Raw genomic sequence first — 19,137 nt, forward strand, 5'->3', positions numbered from 1 at the left:
TCGCGAGGCGACCGGGGCACGGAACGTCCGAGCACGCGAAACGCCCCGGTGCCGGAAACCGGCCACCGGGGCGTTTCAGCGCGACGCGTCAGGTGCCGGCCAGGTCCTCCAGGAGGAATCGCGCCCCCTGCTCGCCGATAAGGATCGCGGGCGCATTCGTGTTGCCCGTGGTGATGCGCGGCATGACCGACGCGTCGACCACCCGCAGCCCCTCGATCCCGCGCACACGCAGGCGCGCGTCGACGACGGCACCGTCGTCGGCACCCATCCTGCACGTGCCGACCTGGTGGTGGTAGGTGACGACGGTGCGACGCACGTAGTCCTCGACCTCGTCGTCGCCCACCGAAGGTCCCGGGTACACCTCGACCGCGCCCCACTCGTCGGCCAGCGCGGGCTGCGCGCCGATCCGCCGGCACTGCTGCACGGAAGCGACGAGGGATGCCACATCCGCCGCGTCTTCGAGCGCGGCGAGGTCGATCGACACCGGGTCGTCGAGCCCCGGTCCGGTCAGCGCGAGCCTCCCGCGTGAGGCCGGCCGCACGATGCCCGCCATGAGCGAGAACCCGTCGTCCGAGACCGGCTCAAGGTCCTCCCCGTACATGGGCACCGAGAAGTGGATCGGCTGGGTGTCGGGCTCGTCGAGTTCGGGACGCGACCGCCAGAATGCATGCGTCTGGGTGACCGACACGCCCGCCACCGGGGCTCCCACCGGCTTCACCGTCGTGCGGAAGATCACCGGCGAGAGCAGGTGGTCATGCAGGTTCTCGCCGACCGCGGGCACATCGCGCACGATGTCGATGCCGAGTGCCGACAGCTCCGCCGACGGACCGATGCCCGAGCGCAGCAGGATCGCCGGCGAGTCCACGGTGCCCGCACTGAGCACGACCTGGTCGGCCCGCAGCTCGCGCATCTCGCCGTCGGCCCGGTATCGCACGCCGGTGGCGCGCCCGTCTTCGATGATGACGGAGTGGACGTGGCATCCCGTCCGCAGGTCGATGCGGGAGCGCACGGGCTTCAGGTAGGCGGTCCACGTGTTGACACGGTGCCCGTCGACGAGGGTCACCTGCTCCTGCGAGACGCCGTCCTGCGTCTCACCGTTGTAGTCAGGGTTGTACTCCAGTCCCTCCTGCACCGCGGCATCGAGAATCGACTGCTGGATCGGCACGAGCGGGTAGTCATCGGTGACGGGCAGGATGCCGTCAGCACCGTGCAGTGCGGAGGCCCCCCGCCCGAACGCCTCGATGTCCTTGAAGACCGGCAGCACGGCATCCCACGACCATTCGGGGCCGGCTTCCTCGGCCCACCCGTCGTAGTCGCTGTGCGCGCCGCGCACCCAGATCATCGCGTTCAGAGCGTGCGAGCCGCCCAGCACCTTGCCGCGGGGCAGGTGTAGCCGGCGCCCGGCCGCGTGCTCCTGCGGCACGGTCCGGTAGTCCCAGTCGTCGGGCGAGTGCCACAGTTCGCCGGCGCGGCTCGGGTCGTCGATCGCGGGGTTGGTGTCCTCACCACCTGCCTCGAACAGGGTCACGCATGCGCCGGCGTCGGCGAGTCGGCGGGCCATGACACAGCCCGCCGATCCGCCGCCGACGACGATCACCGATGCATCCACCACGGTCGTCCTTGCCATGCCTCAGCCGTTGATGACCTGCGGAACCGAGACGGACTTCAGTCCCGCGACGCCGAATTCCTGGCCGTAGCCCGAGTTCTTCACGCCTCCGAACGGCACGTCGGGGTGCAGGCCGCCGTGCGAGTTGATCCACACGGTGCCTGCCTGCACGCGGGCAGCGACCTTGCGGGCCTCGTCGCGATCGCCCCACACTGAACCGCCCAGGCCCACGTCGAGGCGATTCGCGCGGGAGATGGCGTCCTCGACGTCGGAGTACTTGATGATCGGCAGCACCGGCCCGAACTGCTCTTCGTCGACGACGGCCACGCCGTCGGTGACATCGGCCACCAGCGTGATCGGGTAGAAGAGCTCCCCCAGCTCGGTCGCCGGCGCCCCACCGGTGACGATCCGCCCCCCGTGCGCCTTGGCGTCCTCGACGAGGCGGTTGACGATGTCGAACTGCTGCTTGTTCTGCAGCGGGCCGAGCACGTTGTCCTCGCTGAGGCCGTTGCCCATGGGCGTTTCCTGAGCGATCTTCGCGAGCTGGTCGACGACCTCGTCGTAGATCGAGTCGTGCACATACAGGCGCTTGAGAGCCGCACAGGTCTGGCCGGTGTTGATGAATGCGCCCCAGAACAGGTCTTGGGCGATGGATGCCGGGTGTGCACCGGGCAGCACGATGCCGGCGTCGTTGCCACCGAGCTCGAGGGTCAACCGCGCGATGTTGCCCGCGGAGCTCTCGATGATCTTGCGACCGGTCGCCGTCGATCCGGTGAACATGATCTTGTCGATGTCGGGGTGCGCGGCCAGGCGCGCGCCGACCTCGCGGTCGCCCGAGATGCCGATGAGCACATCGGCGGGCAGCACCTCGTTCATGACCTCGATCATCGCCAGCACGCTCAACGGCGTGTACTCGCTCGGCTTGACGACCACCGTGTTGCCCATGCGCAGCGACGGGCCGATCTGCCAGATCGCGATCATCAGCGGCCAGTTCCACGGCCCGATCGCGCCCACCACGCCGACGGCGCGGTAGTGCAGCTCGGCGTGGGTCTGCCCGTCGTCGACGAGCACCTCCGGTTCGAGCGGGGTCGTCGCCGCGGAGCGCAGCCAGCCCGAGCACGCTCCCAGCTCGAAGCGAGCGTTCGGCCCGTTCAGCGGCTTGCCCTGCTCGCGGGACAGGATGCGGGCGAGGGTCTCGGCGTTCGCGTCGATCGCGTCGGCGGCCCGGAGCATCAGCGCGCGTCGCTCGTCGTGTCCCCGCGCCTCCCACGTCGGCTGCGCAGCCTTGGCGCGCGCGATAGCGTCGTCGAGGTCGGCGACCGTCTGCACGGGAGCCCGGCCGATCACCTCGCGGGTCGCGGCATCCAGAATCTCGCGCCCTTCTCCTGCCGGCGCCTGGACACGGTCCAGCAGTGCGGTCTCGTCTGGCGTGAACGGGGAATCGGACATCGGTGTCTCCTTCGTGACGACGTCGCGCGGCGCGGAATCCACGCGTGCTCCCCTCATTGTCCGTCGCGGCACCGGCGCCGGGGTTGACTGCCAGCGCAGAGGCCTCGTCCGCCCGCGAACGGGTGAGGCTGCCGCAGACCCACCGCCGCGTTACATGGTCGCGTCCTCATCAGGCCGGCTGCGGCACGTTCTCGTCGGAGTTGTAGTTGCCGTCGCCCGACAGCGAAATGGCGTTGAAGCGGATCGGCTTGGTGATCGTGCCCCAGTCCAGCGGGCAGTGCCGGGTGCCGGCCGGGATATACACGGCGCCCGAGGTGTTGATCGTGTACTTCTCGCCCTCGATCCACAGGTAGGCCTCACCGCCCAGGTCGTGCGGGTTCTCGGGATCGCTGCCGAGGAACACCAGCACCTCGTCGTAGTCGTGCTCGTGCTCGTTGACCCAGTGGCTGCCTTCCTCGGTCGGCAGGATCCACGAGTAGGTCATATGCAGCTTCGCCTCGGGCACGTCCTCGGACCGCATCAGGGCGAACGCGTCACCGATGTGCGAGGGGCGGGGTTCGCCGGTGGCGACGGCGCCCTCGTTGACGAGGTCGGCGCTCGTGTCGCCCATGTGCCGCACGATGAGGTGCTCGTAGGTGCCGGTCATCCTGTGTCTCCTTCAGAATCCGTTGTTGTGAGAACCCACGCTAGGAAGGGTCGGGATGCCGCGACCATGCACTCACGTCGGATGACATGGCACTTCTGCACGGGATTGGCACCTATGTACGCGGGAATAGGACTCATGCCCGGCTTGCACGCCAGCGCACAGCGCTCGCCTCAGCGCGCGACATCCCGTCCGCTCCTTCTCGTTCGCAGGAAGAGTGGATGCCGACAGCGCGGTGTCGCCGGTGACATCGCCGGACAGGGGTCGGTCATGGGACGGCGCACGGCATTCGCCGAGTACAACATCGAACACCGCTGGACGACGCTGCGCGGTTCAGCTCTGGTGGGCTCGTTCGTGAAAGACGGGCCCGGGCCGCACACGACCGTGCCTCATCGGCACGACTTCGTCGAGCTCGTCTGGCTGTCGGCGGGATCGGGAACGCACACGATCGACACCTCGCAGTTTCCCGCACGGCCCCGCACCCTGCACGTCATCGCCCCCGGTCAGGTGCACTTCTGGACGCCGGAGGCGACCGCCCCCGACGGCACCCTCGTGCTGTTCCAAGAGGAGTTCCTCACCGGTCCCGGTGGACTTCCTGCGCGAGCGTGGGACGGCGGGATGGCCGTCCCCGACGCTGCGACCGGCGAGCGGATCGATCGGATGCTACGCGAACTGGAGATCGAGCTGGCGGGTGCGGCGCACGATCGCGATACCGTGGTGCGCTTCCAGCTGTCGGCACTGCTGAGCGTGTGCTCGCGGGCGATGGTGTCGCCGGCACAGCCGCGGCACATGCTGGCGGTGGCGTTCGAACGGCACGTGCGTACCCATCTGCGCGCCACGTTGACCGTCGCCGAGAGCGCCCGCGCACTGAATGTCACGCCGAATCACCTCACCGACATCGTCACCGCCGACACCGGGCGCCCGCCGGGTGCGATCATCCGCGCTGCCGTCCTACTCGAGGTGCAGCGGCTGCTCACTCGCACCGACCTGAGCTGCGCGCAGGTCGCGGCGGCCCTGGCGTTCGACGACCCGTCGTACTTCTCCCGCTTCTTCCGCCGCGAAACCGGCGTGACACCGTCGGCCTATCGTGTCGCGCGGCGGCTGAGCGCGGCCTGACCGGGTGCCCAGCCGCACACGAGAGGATGGGAGGCATGCCGCAGACCTCCACCGCCCGCGCCGTGCTCCTCGACATGGACGGGACCCTCGTCGACTCGACCGCCGTGGTCGAACGGCTCTGGCTGGAATGGGCGGATGCGCACGGTCTCGACGACGACCGCGTGCTCAGCGTCATCCACGGGCGGCAGGGTCACGAGAGCATGGCCATCCTGCTTCCCGAGCGCGACCCGGCGATCAACCGCGCCGAGAACGCGAGGATGCTTTCGGCCGAGGGCGTCGACACCGACGGCGTCGTCGCCGTGCCCGGGGCTGCCGAACTGCTCGCGGGCATCGTCGGGCTCCCCCATGCGCTCGTGACCTCTGCCGACGAGGCGCTCGCGGCCGCGCGGATGGCCGCCGCTGGCCTGCGCGTGCCCGAGGTACGCGTGACCGCCGAGCACGTCTCGCGCAGCAAGCCCGACCCCGAGGGCTTCCTTCTCGGCGCCGAGCTGTTGGCCGTCGACCCCCAGGACTGCATCGTCTTCGAGGACTCGCACGCGGGGATCGCCGCCGGCCTGGCCGCGGGAATGACCGTGATCGGCGTCGGCGAGCGCGCCGGCGGAGCGGGCGCGCAGGCGCTGGTGGCCGATCTGACCCAGGTCACCATCCGTCCCGTCGACGGCGGCATCGAGGTCACCGTCGCGTAAGCGCGGCAGCGCGCCAGCGAAGCCGCGCGTGCGGAGCTCGCGGCGCCACTCGGGGCGCTCAGTGCCGGGCCGGTTCGGGCAGAACACGCCCAGAACCGCCGATATACTCGCAACGTCCGGTCGGCGCGTGCACGGGCACGATGACCCGGCCGGTGCTCGAAAAAGGGGCACGAAGCGCGCGATGCGGCGGGCGAGACACATACGGATCCCAGAATCTCCGTGTCTCGAAAGGCTCCACCATGCCCACCGTCTCCGCCCACGTCGCCACGACGCTCGCACTCCACATCGATCATGTGTTCGGGGTGATGGGCAACGGCAACGCGTACTTCCTCGATGCGCTCGAGCGCGACACCGACGCGGTCTACACACCCGTGCGCCACGAGGCGGGCGCTGTCGTCGCGGCGGATGCGCACTTTCGCGCTTCGGGCCGGATCGCCGCAGCCACGGCGACCTACGGCGCCGGATTCACGAACACGCTCACGGCGCTGGCCGAGGCCGTGCAGGCGCACGTACCGCTCGTGCTCGTCGTCGGCGACGAGCCCACTTCCGGCCCACGCCCGTGGGACGTCGACCAGATCGCCATGGCGTCGGCGGTGGGCGCGCGCACCTATACCGTCGGGCGGGCGGATGCCGCAGCCACCACGATCATCGCGATCGAGCACGCCCTCGCCTACCGGGTGCCCACCGTGCTCGCGATCCCCTACGACGTCGCGGCGCTCGAGGCCGGACCCGTGCCCGGCGCTCCCGAGCCCGTACTGCCCGCCCCGCTGCAGCCGACAGCATTCGGCGCCGCCGAGATCGCCGCGCTCGCGCGCACGCTCGCCAGCGCTCAGCGCCCGTTCCTGCTGGCCGGCCGCGGAGCGTGGCTGGCCGGCGTCGGTGAGGCGCTGGGGATGCTGGCTGAGCGCACCGGCGCGGTGACAGCATCCACCGCCCTCGGGCGCGGCATCTTCCCCGGCACCCGCTACGATCTCGGCGTCAGCGGAGGCTTCGGCGCCGACGGCGCCATGGCGCTGGTGCGCGAGGCCGACGTGGCCGTCGTGTTCGGGGCATCCCTCAATCAATTCACCATGCGCTTCGGCGAGCTGTTCGCCCCGGGGACCCACGTCGTGCAGATCGACACCGCGCCGACAGCCACGCATCCGCACATCGGCGCCTTCATCCGTGGGGATGCCGCAGTGGTGGCATCCACCGTCGTCGTCGAGCTCGATGCGCTCGACGCCATGCCGAGCGGATGGCGCGAGAAGATCGACGTCGCAGCACTCACGGCACGCGAGCCGGGCGATGAATTCGCGGCCGACGGCCGGCTCGACCCGCGCTCGGTCGCCCGCCGCATCGGCGAGCTGCTGCCCGAAGATCGTGTGGTCGTCTCTGACGGCGGCCACTTCATCGGCTGGGCGAACATGTACTGGCCGGTGGCCGAACCGGACCGGATGATGATGGTCGGCACCGCGTTCCAGTCGATCGGGCTCGGCTTCCCCTCGGTGGCCGGTGCGGCGATGGCGCGCCCTGACTCGACCATCGTGCTGACCACCGGCGACGGCGGGGGCCTGATGGCCATCGCCGACCTCGAGACCGCCGTGCGCACGGCCGGCGGCCGGGGGCTGGCAGTGGTCTGGAACGACGGCGCCTACGGCGCCGAGGTCAACCTCTACGGGCTGAAAGGCCTTGCGACCGGCCCCATGCTGATTCCCGATGTCGATTTCGCGGGGTTGGCGGCGGCGGTCGGCGCCGAGGGTGTCGTGGTCCGGGCGCTTGCCGACCTCGACCGGCTCGCGGAGTGGGCACAGGTCGCGGTATCCGAGCGCCCGTTCCTGCTGCTGGACTGCCGCATCTCGTCGAGCGTCATAGCGCCGTACCAGCAGGAGATCATCCGCGTGAACTCCTGAGTCGGCTCATCGGCCGGCACCGATGGGGCCGCGGCATCCCGCTCCTCATGCGAGACGCAGCCGCACCCCAACATCCTCACCGCAGCCGGTAGTCGGCCAGTGCGTCGTCGGTCGCGAAGACGTTGGTCATCCACATCGTGGTGCGCAGCATCGTTCGATTCGTGAACGTCCAGTTGCGCAGGCCGATGCGGGCGGCCGAGGGCGGTGCCAGGAACGGTCCCGCGCTGCCCCGGCGGGCAATGGCCGTGGGCCGGCGCATGCGCCGATCGTAGGCGGCCAGCGCCGCCGGGACATCGCCGTGTGCCGCCGTCAGTTCCCCCGCCAGCGTGTAGGCGCCCAGCAGAGCAAGGCCGGTGCCGAATCCGCCCAGCGTGTTCGCGTACCCGGCATCGCCGACCAGCGCCACCTGGCCGCGCGTGAAGCCGGTCATCGTCGTGCGGGCCAGGGCATCCAGATAGAAGTCGTCGGCAGCATCGGCCGCCTCGATCATTTCGGGGACACGCCAACCCACGCCGGCGAACGCCTCTGAGAGCAGCCGCCGCTGCGATGCGACATCGCGACGATCGTAGTCGCCGGGCTCGGCACGGAACACGAAGAGGTTCGGTGCCTTCTGCCCACCGGCCAGCGCGAGCCTGCCGGGAACGTTGTACCCGTAGGCGACCGCACGCCCGTCCGGCCGGTGCGTCGGCAGATCACCGAGGTCGATGGCCCCGCCGGCCACCGCGTAGACGTACCCCAGCGGCCGGACGAACATCTCCTCGGGGCCGAACGCCAGGCGCCGCACGGCCGAGTGCACGCCGTCTGCTCCCACCACGAGGTCGAACCGCTCGGTCGGGCGCACCGCGAAGTCGACGTCGACCCCGCCCGCCGACTCGCTCAGCGACACGATCTCGTCACCGAACACATAGTCGGCATCGTCGGTGCTGTGCGCGTAGAGGATGCCGGCGAGATCGCCCCGCAGGATCTCGAGATCGCCGCCGATGAACTCGCCCGGCACCACCGCTCTCACCCGATCTGCCGCGTCGACGAGCCGCCAGTCCGTCTTGGTCGTCTGCTGCGCGAGGACGTCATCGAGGATGCCGAGCCGCACGAGCAGTTCGTGATGCGTGCGTCCCTTGAAGTCCACCGCCTGACCTCCGGGTCTGACCGCCGGCGCACGCTCGACCACGGTCACGTCGAAGCCGTTGCGGCCGAGGAGGCGGGCGAGGGCTGCTCCGCCGATGCCGGCGCCCGAGATGAGGACCTTCATGTCCGTTCCTTTCCTGCACGCTATCTGCGTCCCTGAGACACAATACATATAGCGTACGATGGACGCAATAAGGGATGCGGGGAAGAAATGAGCACAGCAGCGGAGCCGTCCGACGCCGTCTTGGCCACGCTCTGGTCGGGTCCGACCGGCACGAAGCGGGGCCCGAAGCCTCGCTTCAGCCTGGATGTGATCGCTCGCGCCGCCATCGAGCTCGCCGATGTCGACGGGTTGGACGCCGTGACGATGCAACGCGTCGCCGAACGACTGGGCACCACCAAGATGGCGCTCTACCGGTACGTCCCCGGTCGCGCCGAACTCGATGCCGTCATGCTCGATCGCGGTCTCGGCCCGGTCTCGCTTCCCGAGCCCGACCAGTGGCGTCCCGGCCTGGAAGCCTGGGCGCGAGCGGTGCACGCGCGCACGGCGCGGCATCCATGGTCCGTCGAACTCACCCAGCGCCCGCATGTGCCCGGCCCGCTCGAACTCGGCTGGTACGAGGCGGGACTTTCGGCGATGGCGCCCCTGCCGCTGTCGGGCGCCGAGAAGCTCGACACGCTCTTCCTGCTCGTCTCACATGTGCTGTCGATCCAGCGTCAAGAGGCCGTGCCCGACCCCGAAGCCGCGCTCGCCCGAGGCATCGCTCGCATCATGGACGAGCATCGCGCTGATTACCCCCACACCGCGACGGCGTTCGCGTCCTCGGCTTCCGGCAGCGGACGGGCGCTCGAGTTCGGCATCGAGCGGATCCTCGACGGAGTGGCCGCCCTCGCGGCACGCCGAGCCTGACCGCGGCGCGGCCCGCTCGCGATGATCCGAACGCCCGTTCCTGCCTGAACGCCGCAGCCGGGCGCGCCAGGGCGCCGAAACACACCCTGCCGCGCGAGACACCGCGCATTGCGGCAAGTCTCGCGCGCTCAGGTAAGTCTCGCCGAGTCGCGCACCAAGGCCGCAGCCACCAGCGAGCGCAAGAGGGTGTCGTAGTCGATGCCGGCCGCCGCGACGAGTCGCGGAAAGTGCGATGCGCGCCGCAGGCCCGGCATCGTGTTGATCTCGTTGAGAACGAAGGCCCCGTCGGATGTCACAAAGAAGTCGACGCGAGCCAGGTCGCGGCATCCCAGCGCGTCGAACGCCTGCAGCGCAGCGCGCTGCAGCGCCGCGAGCTGCGGCAGCCCGGCGGGGATGAGCAGAACGCCCCCGGCTCCCTCGTACTTGTGCGCGTAGGTGAAGCCACCGGCCTCGGCATCGGCCGGCAACTGCAGCAGCGAGGCGGCGGTTGCCCGGGGCGTGCCGGTGGCGTCCTGCCACACTCCAATGCTGACCTCACGGCCGATCACCCGCGGCTGCACGAGTGCTGTCTCATCGCGCGCCAGCACGTCGGCAAGTGCCGGCAGCGGCTCATCGCCCGCCGAGACCATATGCACGCCGATGCTCGATCCGCCCGAGTCGGGCTTGACCACGATGTCGCCGGGCAGCGCCTGGCGCACCCTGCGCACGACGGCTGCAGCGTCGGCGGCGAACTCGGTGCGCGCGACCGGGAGAGTGGGGATCACGTCGAGGCCTGCCTGCGCCCATACCCGCTGCGTCTGCAGCTTCGACAGCGCCGTGGCCGCGGCATCCGACCCGCATCCGACCAGGCCGAGATCGCGATGCTCGACCTCACGCTGCAGGCCGCCTCCCTCGCCCCATCCTCCGTGCAGCACGGGGAAGATGACGGTGCCGGGCTCGAGGTCGTCGAGCACGTCGCGCGCGGCCGCGCCTGCAGACGTCCCCTCGCCGGTGCGGTGCCAGCGCCCGTCGCGATCGATGAGCGCTGCGGTCACGTCAATGTCACCCGATGAGCGCAGCGACGCCAAGACGTCCTCGCCCGAGGCGACCGACACGTCGTGCTCGTCGGACTCGCCGCCGTACACCACAAGAACGTTCACGCTTCCTCCTGTCCCCCACGCGCCACTCGTGGACCGAGCCGCGTGAGCACCTCCTGCGCGATGGTGCCGCTGAGCCGCGCCCACTCGGCGAGCGACGGCTCACCCGCCCGCGTGCCGATGAGCACGACGGGGTCCCCCGCGGCGACACCGTTGAGATGGCCGATGTCGACGACGCACTGGTCCATCGACACGGCGCCGATCAGCGGGGCCCGACGTCCGCCGATGACCACGGTCGCCCCGGGCGAGACCGACCGGGGCACCCCATCGGCATACCCCACCGGAAGCAGCGCGACTGCGCCGTCGTGCTCGGCCCGATAGTCGCCGCCGTATCCGACTCTCTCGCCGGCGGCGATCGCATGCGTCTGCACGATGCGCGTCGTCCACCGCACCGCGGGAGCCAGCCCGACGGGGGCTGCGGACACCGGTTCGATCCCCAGCAGCGACGCGCCCAGACGCACGAGGTCGAGCCGCGCGCGCGGCGCCACGACCGCCGCCAGCGACGAGGCGGCGTGCCGCCGCATGGGGCGCAGTCCGCACCCCACCGCCAGCGCGACCGCGCGCTCAAGACGAGCGATCGGGTCGTCGAAGGTTCCGGGATCGGGGGTGGTTGAGCCCAGGTGCGTCCAGACGCCGCGCACTACGAGTGCGCCGGCGCGCTCGGCGTCGCGCGCCGCGTGGAACAGCTCGGGCCACTCCGCCGGGGCGGCTCCCGACCGGTGCATACCGGTGTCGACCTCGAGCTCGACTATGCCGCGGCATCCGGCCTCACGTGCCGCTGCGGCGACCTGGCGCACCTGCGGCGCCGTCGCGCACGAGACCGCGACGTCGGCAGCCAGAGCCTCTGCCACCGGTGCGCCCTCGTGCAGCAGCCACGCCATCAGCGGCACGTTGATCCCCTGTGCGCGCAGGGCCAGCGCCTCATCGCACGTCGCGACGCCCAGCTCACTCGCGCCACCGGCCAGCACAGCACGCGCCATCGACGCCGCCCCGAGCCCGAACCCGTCGGCCTTGACGACCCCCATCACCGGCACACCGGCCAGCGAAACCATGCGGGCCGTGTTCGCCGCGACCGCGTCGTGCGAGAGGGTCACCGTCGATGGTGCTGTGCGGATCGACGGCGCCGTCGTCCCCAGCATCCTCACCTCGTCATGCTAGGGGATACCTCAGACGCTGCGCACCCCGAATTCCGTCCGTACCGGCACTCGAAACACACCCTGCCGCGCGAGACACCGCCCGGCACTCGAAACACACCCTGGCGCGCGAGACACCGCGCATTGCGGTAAGTCTCGCGCGCTCAGGTGAGTCTCGCCGAGTCGCGCGCCAAGGCCGCAGCCACCAGCGCGCGCCAAGGTGAGTCTCGCCGGGGCGAGTCTCGCCGCGCAGCCACCAGCGCGCGCCAGGATGCCGAAACACACCCTGGCGCGCGAGACACCGCGCATCGCGGTAAGTCTCGCGCGTTCAGGTGCGTCTCGCCGAGTCGCGCGCAAGGCCGCAGCCACCAGCGCGCGCGAGGGTGAGTCTCGCCCGGGGCGAGTCTCGCCGCGCAGCCACCAGCGTGCGCCAGGATGCCGAAACACACCCTGCCGCGCGAGACATCGCGCGTTGCGGTAAGTCTCGCGCGCTCGCGTATGTCTCGCCGGGTCGCGCGCCAAGGCCACGGCCGCCAGCGAGCGCGAGCGAGAGCGCCGGCCGACGATCGACCGGTCAGCGCGCGGCAGCCACCATGTTCTGCGCGAAGAAGGCGGACAGCTCGCCCGTGGCTTCCAGCGGGAGCACAGCCGCGACGTACTGATCGGGCCGGACCACCACCACGGCGCCGTCCCGCGACAGACCACGCTCGGCGAAGATGTCGGTGCCCGAGCCGCCTGCGAAGACCTTCTCCCAGTTCATCAGCTGCAGCTGGCCGCACCGCGGCCGGAACACCTCGGGAGCGGCGAGCACGTCGATATCGGCGAAGTCCTGCTGGTAGACGACCTTTACATCGAACACCGCATCTTCGTCCGCGCCCGCCGGCGTGTAGCGCACGACCGGCGACTCCGGCGAGGACTGCACCCACTGCGCCCAGTCTGCGAGGGCGGATGCCTCGTTCTGGCCGGCCGCGTCGGCGAAGGCGTAGATGCGCCAGCGTCCGTCGGCGAGGTGGTGGTGGCCGAGGTGCTCGACGTTGCCGTCGCACACGCGCACGACCTCGGCAGATTTGAAGCGCTTGCCGATCGGGTAGCCGGTGGCCAGCTCCTGGTGCGTGGCCTCGCCGGTGATCATCGACGGCGTGTACTGCGTCATGAATCCAGACGGGAACTCACTGGTGGCCATGTAGAAGTTCGCGAGCTCATGCGGGTCGGAGATCTCCTCGGGCTTGCGCGCCATGAGCGACGACCACTCCCGGTCGAAGTCGATCAGCTGCTGGGCGACCGGCTGCCGCTCGGCCGAGTACGTCGAGAGCAGCGCCTCGGGGCTGCGCCCGGTCAGCACCGAGCCGAGCTTCCAGCCCAGGTTGAAACCGTCCTGCATCGACACGTTCATGCCCTGCCCGGCCTTGGCCGAGTGGGTGTGGCACGCGTCGCCCATGAGGAAGACGTGCGGGGCGTGATCGGCGTCGACGTCGACATCGTCGAACTTGTCGGTGACCCGATGCCCGACCTCGTACACGCTGTACCAGGCGGCCTGCTTCACCTTGAGGGTGTAGGGATGCAGGATCTCATTGGCCTTCTCGACTGTCTTCTCCAGCGGCGTTTCGCGCACCTTGTGGTGGTCGCCCTCGGGAACCTCGCCGAGATCGACGTACACCCGGCAGAGGTACCCACCCTCCCGGGGGATGTGCAGAATGTTGCCCGCCTCGGAATTTATCGCGCACTTCGTGCGCCAGTCGGGAAAGTCCGTCTCCACCGTGACATCCATCACGCCCCACGCGTGCGCGGAGAAATTGCCGATGTGCTTGCGGCCGATCGATTCGCGCACCCGGCTGCGCGCGCCGTCTGCGCCGCCGACGTACTTCGCGCGGATCGTACGCTCTTCCCCCGCGCGAGGCCCCGCGACGTACCGCACGCGCACCTCGACGGGGTACTCACCGGTCTCGTGCACGGTCAGATCGAGGAACTCGATGCCGTAGTCGGGGGTGATCCGGGCCGGTCCGCGCAGCGCGGCCTCGGCGAAGTAGTCCAGCACCCGCGCCTGGTTGACGATCAGGTGCGGAAACTCGCCGATGTCGTTCGCATAGTCGGCCTGCCGCGTCGTTCGGATGATGTTGTCAGGATGCCGCGGGTCGGGCGTCCAGTAGTTCATCCAGCCGATGTTGTAGGCCTCGCTGATGATGTGCGGCGCGAACCCGAACGCTTGGAACGTCTCGACGCTGCGCGGCTGGATGCCGTCTGCCTGACCGAGCGCGAGCCGTCCATCGCGACGCTCGATCATGCGGGTCGTGATGGTCGGGAACTGCGACATCTGCGCGGCCAGCAGCATCCCCGCCGGGCCCGATCCCACGATGAGCACGTCGACCTCGTCGGGCAGATCGGCGGGACGATCGATTCCGGTCCCTGCGGCGGGCAGTACGCGGGGCTCGCCGGACACGTAACCGTTGTGGTGGAACTGCATGGATTCTCCTCGGCGTCGAGGGTGTCGCGCAAGACTTCAGTGTTCTATATTAGAACGCGACACTCTACTATTGAACACGATCGTATACGAACCGACGGTGCTGAGCAAGAGGAGGGCACGTGCCCGAGACGACGAACGACGCCCCCGCGTCGCAGACTCTGAGCCGCGGCATCCGCGTCTTGGAGATCCTCAGCGATGCCGCCGAGCCCCTTGCGATCGACGAGGTGGCCCGGCGCCTCGAGGTGCACAGGTCGGTGGCGTATCGGCTCGTGCGCACGCTCGAGCAGCATGGCCTGGTCTCGCGCAACGACTCCGGGCGCATCGCGCTGGGGGCACGCCTGGCGGCACTGGCGGCCGGAGTCGCCCGTGACCTGCAGACCGAGGCCCTGCCCGAGCTGACGACGGTGGCCAACGAGGTCGGACTCACGTGCTTTCTGGTCGTGCTCGAACGCGACGAGTGCGTGACGCTGGTCAGCATCGAGCCGCGGCACGCCGGCGCGTCGGTGGCGCAGCGGCCAGGGTCGCGGCATCCGCTCGGCATCGGCGCACCAGGGCGGGCTGTGCTCAGCCTGCTCCCCCGCGCGCAGTGGCCCGACGCCATCACGCCGCAGATCGAGCGGCAGATGCGGGATGCCGCAGCCCACGGCTTCATGGTCAGCCACGACGAGGTGATCCCCCACCTGCACGCCGTGGCCGTGCCGCTGCCGCTGCGCGGGCGGCCGCCGGCCGCGATCGCCGTGGTGTCACTTGCCGATCAGCGCCCGGCCGCGGAGCTGGCCGCGCACCTGCAGCGGGCCGCCGAGGCCATTCGCACCGCGCTCGGCGGGTGAGCGCCCCGCCGACGGGGTGAACCACGAGAGCGCAGCCGACGGAGGAAGGGGCGGGACTTCCCGCGCTGTCGCTCGTCGGCTGCACTCTCACGGTCAGGTGCAGGATGGATGCCGCGTCAGACTTTTGTCAAACCGTAAATCGGGCTCTTGGCCTGCTCGACCTCGTTCTCAGGCCCGAGCGGGATACCGCTGCGGTCGCGCAGCAGCAGCGTCGCGACAAGTCCGACCAGCGTCATGCCCGCCAGATACCAGGTGATGCCATCGGTGGATCCGGTGGCCTGGAAGATCGCCTGCGCGATCATCGGCGAGAACGCGCCGCCCAGAATGGCACCGATCGCATACGAGATCGACACACCGGAGAACCGAATCGACGCGGGGAACAGCTCCGAGTACAGCGCCGCTTGCGGGCCATACGTGAACCCGAGGCCAATTGTCAGAATCACGAGCGCCGCGGCGAGCGAGACGAGCGTGCCGATGTTGGTCAGTGGGAACAGCAGGAACACACCGACCAACTGCACGATCCACCCCAGGATGTAGGTGTTGCGTCGACCGAGCTTGTCAGAGAGCCAGCCTGCGAACCACGTGAAGAACAGCCAGCTGACACCCGAGATCGCGACCACCCAGAACACGGGGCCCGGGTCGAGGGCGATGGGTCCGTCGGCGGCCGTCGCGTAGTGCTGCACGTAGCCGCCGGTGGTCATGTAGCCGACCGCGTTGTTGCCGGCGAACACCAGTGCCGCCACGATCACCAGTAACAGGTGGTGACGCAGCAGCTGCACGATCGGCATGCGCGTCTCGGCCTTGCGCTCGGCGATCTCTTCGAACACCGGGCTCTCTTCGACCCGACGCCGCACCCAGTACCCGACGCCGATCAGCACGATCGACAGCAGGAACGGGATGCGCCAGCCCCACTGGCCGAAGGCCGTGTCCTGAAGCGGGATGTCGGAGCCGGCGGGAACGCCGGGGAAGATGGCCTCGACCACGGCCAGCACCATCGATGCCAGCAGCAGACCGATCGGCACACCGATCTGCGGCGATGCCCCGAACAGTCCGCGCTTCTTCTTCGGTGCGTGTTCGACGGCCATCAGCACCGCCCCGCCCCACTCGCCACCGGCCGAGATGCCCTGCACGACACGCAGGAAGATCAGCAGGATCGGCGCCCACACCCCGATGGCCGCGTGCGTGGGCAGCACGCCGACGAGGGTCGTCGCCGCGCCCATCAGCAGCAGGGTGATCACCAGCATCGGCCGGCGACCGATCTTGTCTCCGAAGTGCCCTGCCAGGAACGCGCCGAGCGGGCGGAACAGGAAGCTCACACCCACGCTGAAGAACGACACGATCTGGGCGAAGTCCTTGCCCATGGGCTCGAAGAAGAGCGCCGCGAACACGGTGGCCGCCGCGAAGGCGTAGATGAAGAAGTCGTACCACTCGACCGTAGTGCCCACCACGGTCGCGAAGACGACGCGACGACGATCCTTCGGCGAGGCGATGGTTCCGGTCGGCGTCAGGCCCGCAGCGCCGCCTGGTTCGGACGTGCTCATAGATGACTCCTGTGTCTCGTTGGACTGCTTTGTCCTATGGGCGTCTGAGTGAGCAGCCCACGGTCTCTAGATAATATACGATTTCAGATACAACGCAAGGGCGCGCCGTTTCGCATGCATGGGAATGTTTCGCGTGCACGGAATGTTTCGCGTGCATGGAACGATGTGGCCTCCCCGTCTCGGTGCCGCGACCATGCGGCCGGGCCGCCAGCCGCGGTGTTCGGGAGTCGGAGGCGATGCGGGCCCGAATCGTCGCTTCTCGGTCGTGATGCGACGATTCGAGACAGCACGTCTGGGATGCCGAGCGATTCTCCGTCCCGAATCGTCGCCGACGGCCCGCGAAGCGACAATTCGGGACGGTGGAATTATTCGGACCCTTGCGACCGCCGCCGCGATCATATACGATTTCAGATACAACACTAGGGCGAGGGAGCTCATGAGCACTGACAGCACGACGACGGATGCCGCGGCCACCAAATCCGCTGACCCGCGCTTCGCGGGCCTGCCGGGTCGCCCCGGCAAGATCATCGCGGTCCACCTCAGCTACGCATCGCGTGCCGACCAGCGCGGCCGCCGCCCGGCATCCCCCTCGTACTTCTTCAAGCCGTCGAGCTCGGTCGCCGCCACCGGCAGCACGATCGAGCGGCCCGCCGACACCGAGCTGCTCGCCTTCGAGGGTGAGATAGCCCTGGTCATCGGCACGCCCGCTCGCCGCGTGAGCCTCGAGACCGCGTGGAGTCATGTCGGCTGGGTCACCGCCGCCAACGACTTCGGCGTGTACGACCTGCGTGCCGCCGACAAGGGCTCCAACGTCCGCTCCAAGGGCCGCGACGGTTACACCCCGATCGGCGCCCAGCTCATCGACGCAACCTCGGTCGACCCGGCGACCCTGCGCCTGCGCACCTGGGTGAACGGCGCCCTGGTGCAAGACGACACCAGCGCCGGCCTCATCTTTCCGCTCGCGCAGTTCGTCGCCGATCTGTCGCAGCACTTCACTCTCGAGCCCGGCGATGTGATCCTCACCGGAACGCCGGCCGGATCGTCGGTGGTCGTCGCCGGCGACGTCGTCGAGATCGAAGTGGATGCCCCGACCGCGCCCGGCGCGCCGAGCTCGGGGCGCCTGCGAACCACCGTCGTCCAGGGCGAGCACGGCTTCGACGCCGCGCTCGGCTCGCTTCCTGCCGTCGATGACAAGCAGCGCGAAGATGCCTGGGGCACGCGCGAGGCCGCCGGCCTTGAACCCGCCTTCGCCCTGACTCCCGAGCTGCGCGCCAAGCTCGAGAAGGCGCCCGTCGCGGGCCTTTCCGCCCAGCTGCGCAAGCGTGGGCTGAACAATGTGCTCATCGACGGCGTGCAGCCGATGCATCCCGACGCCAAGCTCATCGGCACCGCCAAAACGCTGCGCTTCGTGCCCGGCCGCGAAGACCTCTTCACCAGCCACGGCGGCGGTTACAACCCGCAGAAGCAGGCGTTCGACGCCGTGCGCAACGGCGAGGTCATCGTCATCGAAGCCCGAGGTGATGCCACCGCCGGCACACTCGGCGACATCTTGGCCATCCGCGCGCACGCCGCGGGGGCGGCCGGCATCGTCACCGACGGTGCTGTGCGCGACTTCGACGCGGTCTCGGCCGTCGGCATCCCGGTCTTCTCCAAGGGTGCGCACCCGGCCGTCCTGGGCCGCCGACACGTCGCGTGGGACCACGACATCACGATCGGATGCGGTGGCGCGGCCGTGCAGCCCGGCGATGTGATCGTCGGCGACAGAGACGGCGTGATCGTCATTCCGCCGCCCCTGGTCGAGGAGGTCGTCGACGCGACCCTCGCCCAAGAGGACAAGGACGCTTGGATCGCCGAGAGGGTTGCCGAAGGGAACCGCATCGAGGGGCTCTTCCCCATGAACGCACAGTGGGCCGCCCGCTACGCACAGGAGAACGGCCGATGAGCGAGACCCTCACCGAGAGCAAGTCCGAGCGCGCGTACGCGTTCATCCACGAACGCATCATCGGGCACCAGTACTCCCCCGGCTACCGACTGGTTCTGGGAACCATCGCCGACGAGCTCGACATGAGCGTCGTGCCGGTGCGCGAGGCGATCCGGCGCCTCGAGGCAGAGGGCTACGTGACGTTCGAGCGCAACGTCGGTGCCCGGGTCGCGGTGGCCGACGAGACCGAGTACGTGTACACGATGCAGGTGCTCAGCCTCGTCGAGGGCTCGGCGATCTCGATGGCCGCTCCCCTTCTCGAAGCCGGCGACCTGGCCCAGGCGCGACGCGTCAACGAGCGGATGCGCGAACTGGTCGCGCACTTCGACCCGCACGAGTTCACCCGGCTGAATCAGCAGTTCCACACGATCCTGTTCGAGCGGTGCCCGAACCCCCACCTTCTCGACCTCGTGCACCGCGGCTGGCGGCGCCTGCCGAGCGTGCGCGACTCGACCTTCACGTTCATCCCCGACCGTGCCGCGCACTCCGTCCAAGAGCACGAAGGCATCGTCGCTCTCATCGAATCCGGTGCGGATCCTCTCGAGATCGAACTGGCCGCACGTAACCACCGTCTGCGCACCCTCGATGAGTTCCTCGCGGCGCGCCATCCCGACTCCCACCACTGATGGAG

The 19,137-nt window shown here is 69.5% G+C and carries 15 protein-coding genes; 7 read left to right on the forward strand and 8 right to left on the reverse strand.

What is annotated here, in order from left to right; genetic code table 11:
- Nucleotides 1-88 precede the first annotated feature (88 nt).
- The 3 genes from ET475_RS02045 to ET475_RS02055 all read right to left on the reverse strand — a co-directional run bounded on the left by ET475_RS02045 (nt 89) and on the right by ET475_RS02055 (nt 3,701).
- The gene (locus ET475_RS02045; protein ID WP_129385544.1) at nt 89-1,627 is read right to left on the reverse strand and encodes a GMC family oxidoreductase; all 1,539 of its coding nucleotides are present in this window, start codon (nt 1,625-1,627) and stop codon (nt 89-91) included.
- 3 nt (nt 1,628-1,630) lie between these two features.
- Entirely contained in the window at nt 1,631-3,055 is a 1,425-nt protein-coding gene (locus ET475_RS02050) for an aldehyde dehydrogenase family protein (RefSeq protein WP_129385546.1), read from the reverse strand.
- A 169-nt stretch (nt 3,056-3,224) separates the two neighbouring features.
- Nucleotides 3,225-3,701 (reverse strand): cupin domain-containing protein, encoded by a 477-nt coding sequence (locus ET475_RS02055; RefSeq protein ID WP_129385548.1) that lies wholly within the window; start codon nt 3,699-3,701, stop codon nt 3,225-3,227.
- Between the two features lie 267 nt (nt 3,702-3,968).
- On the opposite strand from ET475_RS02055, the gene ET475_RS02060 reads away from it, so the two are divergent.
- The 3 genes from ET475_RS02060 (at nt 3,969) to ET475_RS02070 (ending at nt 7,389) form a co-directional block, all read left to right on the forward strand.
- Nucleotides 3,969-4,814 carry a helix-turn-helix domain-containing protein gene (locus tag ET475_RS02060; protein ID WP_165310679.1) on the forward strand — a complete coding sequence of 282 codons (846 nt, stop codon included), beginning with the start codon at nt 3,969-3,971 and terminating at the stop codon, nt 4,812-4,814.
- A gap of 35 nt (nt 4,815-4,849) precedes the next feature.
- On the forward strand, nt 4,850-5,500 hold the full coding sequence (locus ET475_RS02065) for an HAD-IA family hydrolase (RefSeq protein ID WP_129385552.1): 651 nt from the start codon (nt 4,850-4,852) through the stop codon (nt 5,498-5,500).
- A gap of 239 nt (nt 5,501-5,739) precedes the next feature.
- The gene (locus ET475_RS02070) at nt 5,740-7,389 is read left to right on the forward strand and encodes a thiamine pyrophosphate-binding protein (protein ID WP_129385554.1); all 1,650 of its coding nucleotides are present in this window, start codon (nt 5,740-5,742) and stop codon (nt 7,387-7,389) included.
- Nucleotides 7,390-7,465: 76 nt separating this feature from the next.
- On the opposite strand, the gene ET475_RS02075 is transcribed toward ET475_RS02070, so the two are convergent.
- The gene (locus ET475_RS02075; RefSeq protein WP_129385556.1) at nt 7,466-8,638 is read right to left on the reverse strand and encodes an FAD-dependent monooxygenase; all 1,173 of its coding nucleotides are present in this window, start codon (nt 8,636-8,638) and stop codon (nt 7,466-7,468) included.
- A gap of 87 nt (nt 8,639-8,725) precedes the next feature.
- On the opposite strand from ET475_RS02075, the gene ET475_RS02080 reads away from it, so the two are divergent.
- A complete protein-coding gene (locus ET475_RS02080) occupies nt 8,726-9,424 on the forward strand; it encodes a TetR/AcrR family transcriptional regulator (protein ID WP_129385558.1) in 699 nt (232 codons plus the stop codon).
- A 128-nt stretch (nt 9,425-9,552) separates the two neighbouring features.
- Here ET475_RS02080 and ET475_RS02085 read toward each other — a convergent pair whose 3' ends face one another.
- The 3 genes from ET475_RS02085 to ET475_RS02095 form a co-directional block, all read right to left on the reverse strand.
- Nucleotides 9,553-10,563 carry a D-alanine--D-alanine ligase family protein gene (locus tag ET475_RS02085; protein WP_165310681.1) on the reverse strand — a complete coding sequence of 337 codons (1,011 nt, stop codon included), beginning with the start codon at nt 10,561-10,563 and terminating at the stop codon, nt 9,553-9,555.
- Nucleotides 10,560-11,699 carry an alanine racemase gene (gene alr / locus ET475_RS02090; protein WP_242497825.1) on the reverse strand — a complete coding sequence of 380 codons (1,140 nt, stop codon included), beginning with the start codon at nt 11,697-11,699 and terminating at the stop codon, nt 10,560-10,562. The genes ET475_RS02085 and alr overlap by 4 nt, the downstream gene beginning before the upstream one ends.
- A 568-nt stretch (nt 11,700-12,267) precedes the next feature.
- Nucleotides 12,268-14,154, reverse strand: a complete 1,887-nt coding sequence (locus ET475_RS02095) for an FAD-dependent monooxygenase (RefSeq protein WP_129385564.1) — start codon at nt 14,152-14,154, stop codon at nt 12,268-12,270.
- 119 nt (nt 14,155-14,273) lie between these two features.
- Here ET475_RS02095 and ET475_RS02100 point away from each other — a divergent pair, with 119 nt between their 5' ends.
- A complete protein-coding gene (locus tag ET475_RS02100) occupies nt 14,274-14,984 on the forward strand; it encodes an IclR family transcriptional regulator (protein ID WP_129385567.1) in 711 nt (236 codons plus the stop codon).
- A gap of 116 nt (nt 14,985-15,100) precedes the next feature.
- Here ET475_RS02100 and ET475_RS02105 read toward each other — a convergent pair whose 3' ends face one another.
- Nucleotides 15,101-16,525 carry an MFS transporter gene (locus tag ET475_RS02105; protein WP_129385569.1) on the reverse strand — a complete coding sequence of 475 codons (1,425 nt, stop codon included), beginning with the start codon at nt 16,523-16,525 and terminating at the stop codon, nt 15,101-15,103.
- A gap of 436 nt (nt 16,526-16,961) precedes the next feature.
- Between ET475_RS02105 and ET475_RS02110 the strand changes: the two genes are divergently transcribed.
- Together ET475_RS02110 and ET475_RS02115 are read left to right on the forward strand one after the other, a co-directional pair.
- Nucleotides 16,962-18,467, forward strand: coding sequence for a fumarylacetoacetate hydrolase family protein (locus ET475_RS02110; protein ID WP_129385571.1), 1,506 nt, complete (start codon nt 16,962-16,964; stop codon nt 18,465-18,467).
- Nucleotides 18,464-19,132: a GntR family transcriptional regulator gene (locus ET475_RS02115; RefSeq protein ID WP_129385573.1), complete on the forward strand. Its 669-nt coding sequence runs from the start codon at nt 18,464-18,466 to the stop codon at nt 19,130-19,132. The genes ET475_RS02110 and ET475_RS02115 overlap by 4 nt, the downstream gene beginning before the upstream one ends.
- Nucleotides 19,133-19,137 lie beyond the last annotated feature (5 nt).

It is taken from the genome of Microbacterium protaetiae (assembly GCF_004135285.1).
GTDB lineage: Bacteria > Actinomycetota > Actinomycetes > Actinomycetales > Microbacteriaceae > Microbacterium > Microbacterium protaetiae.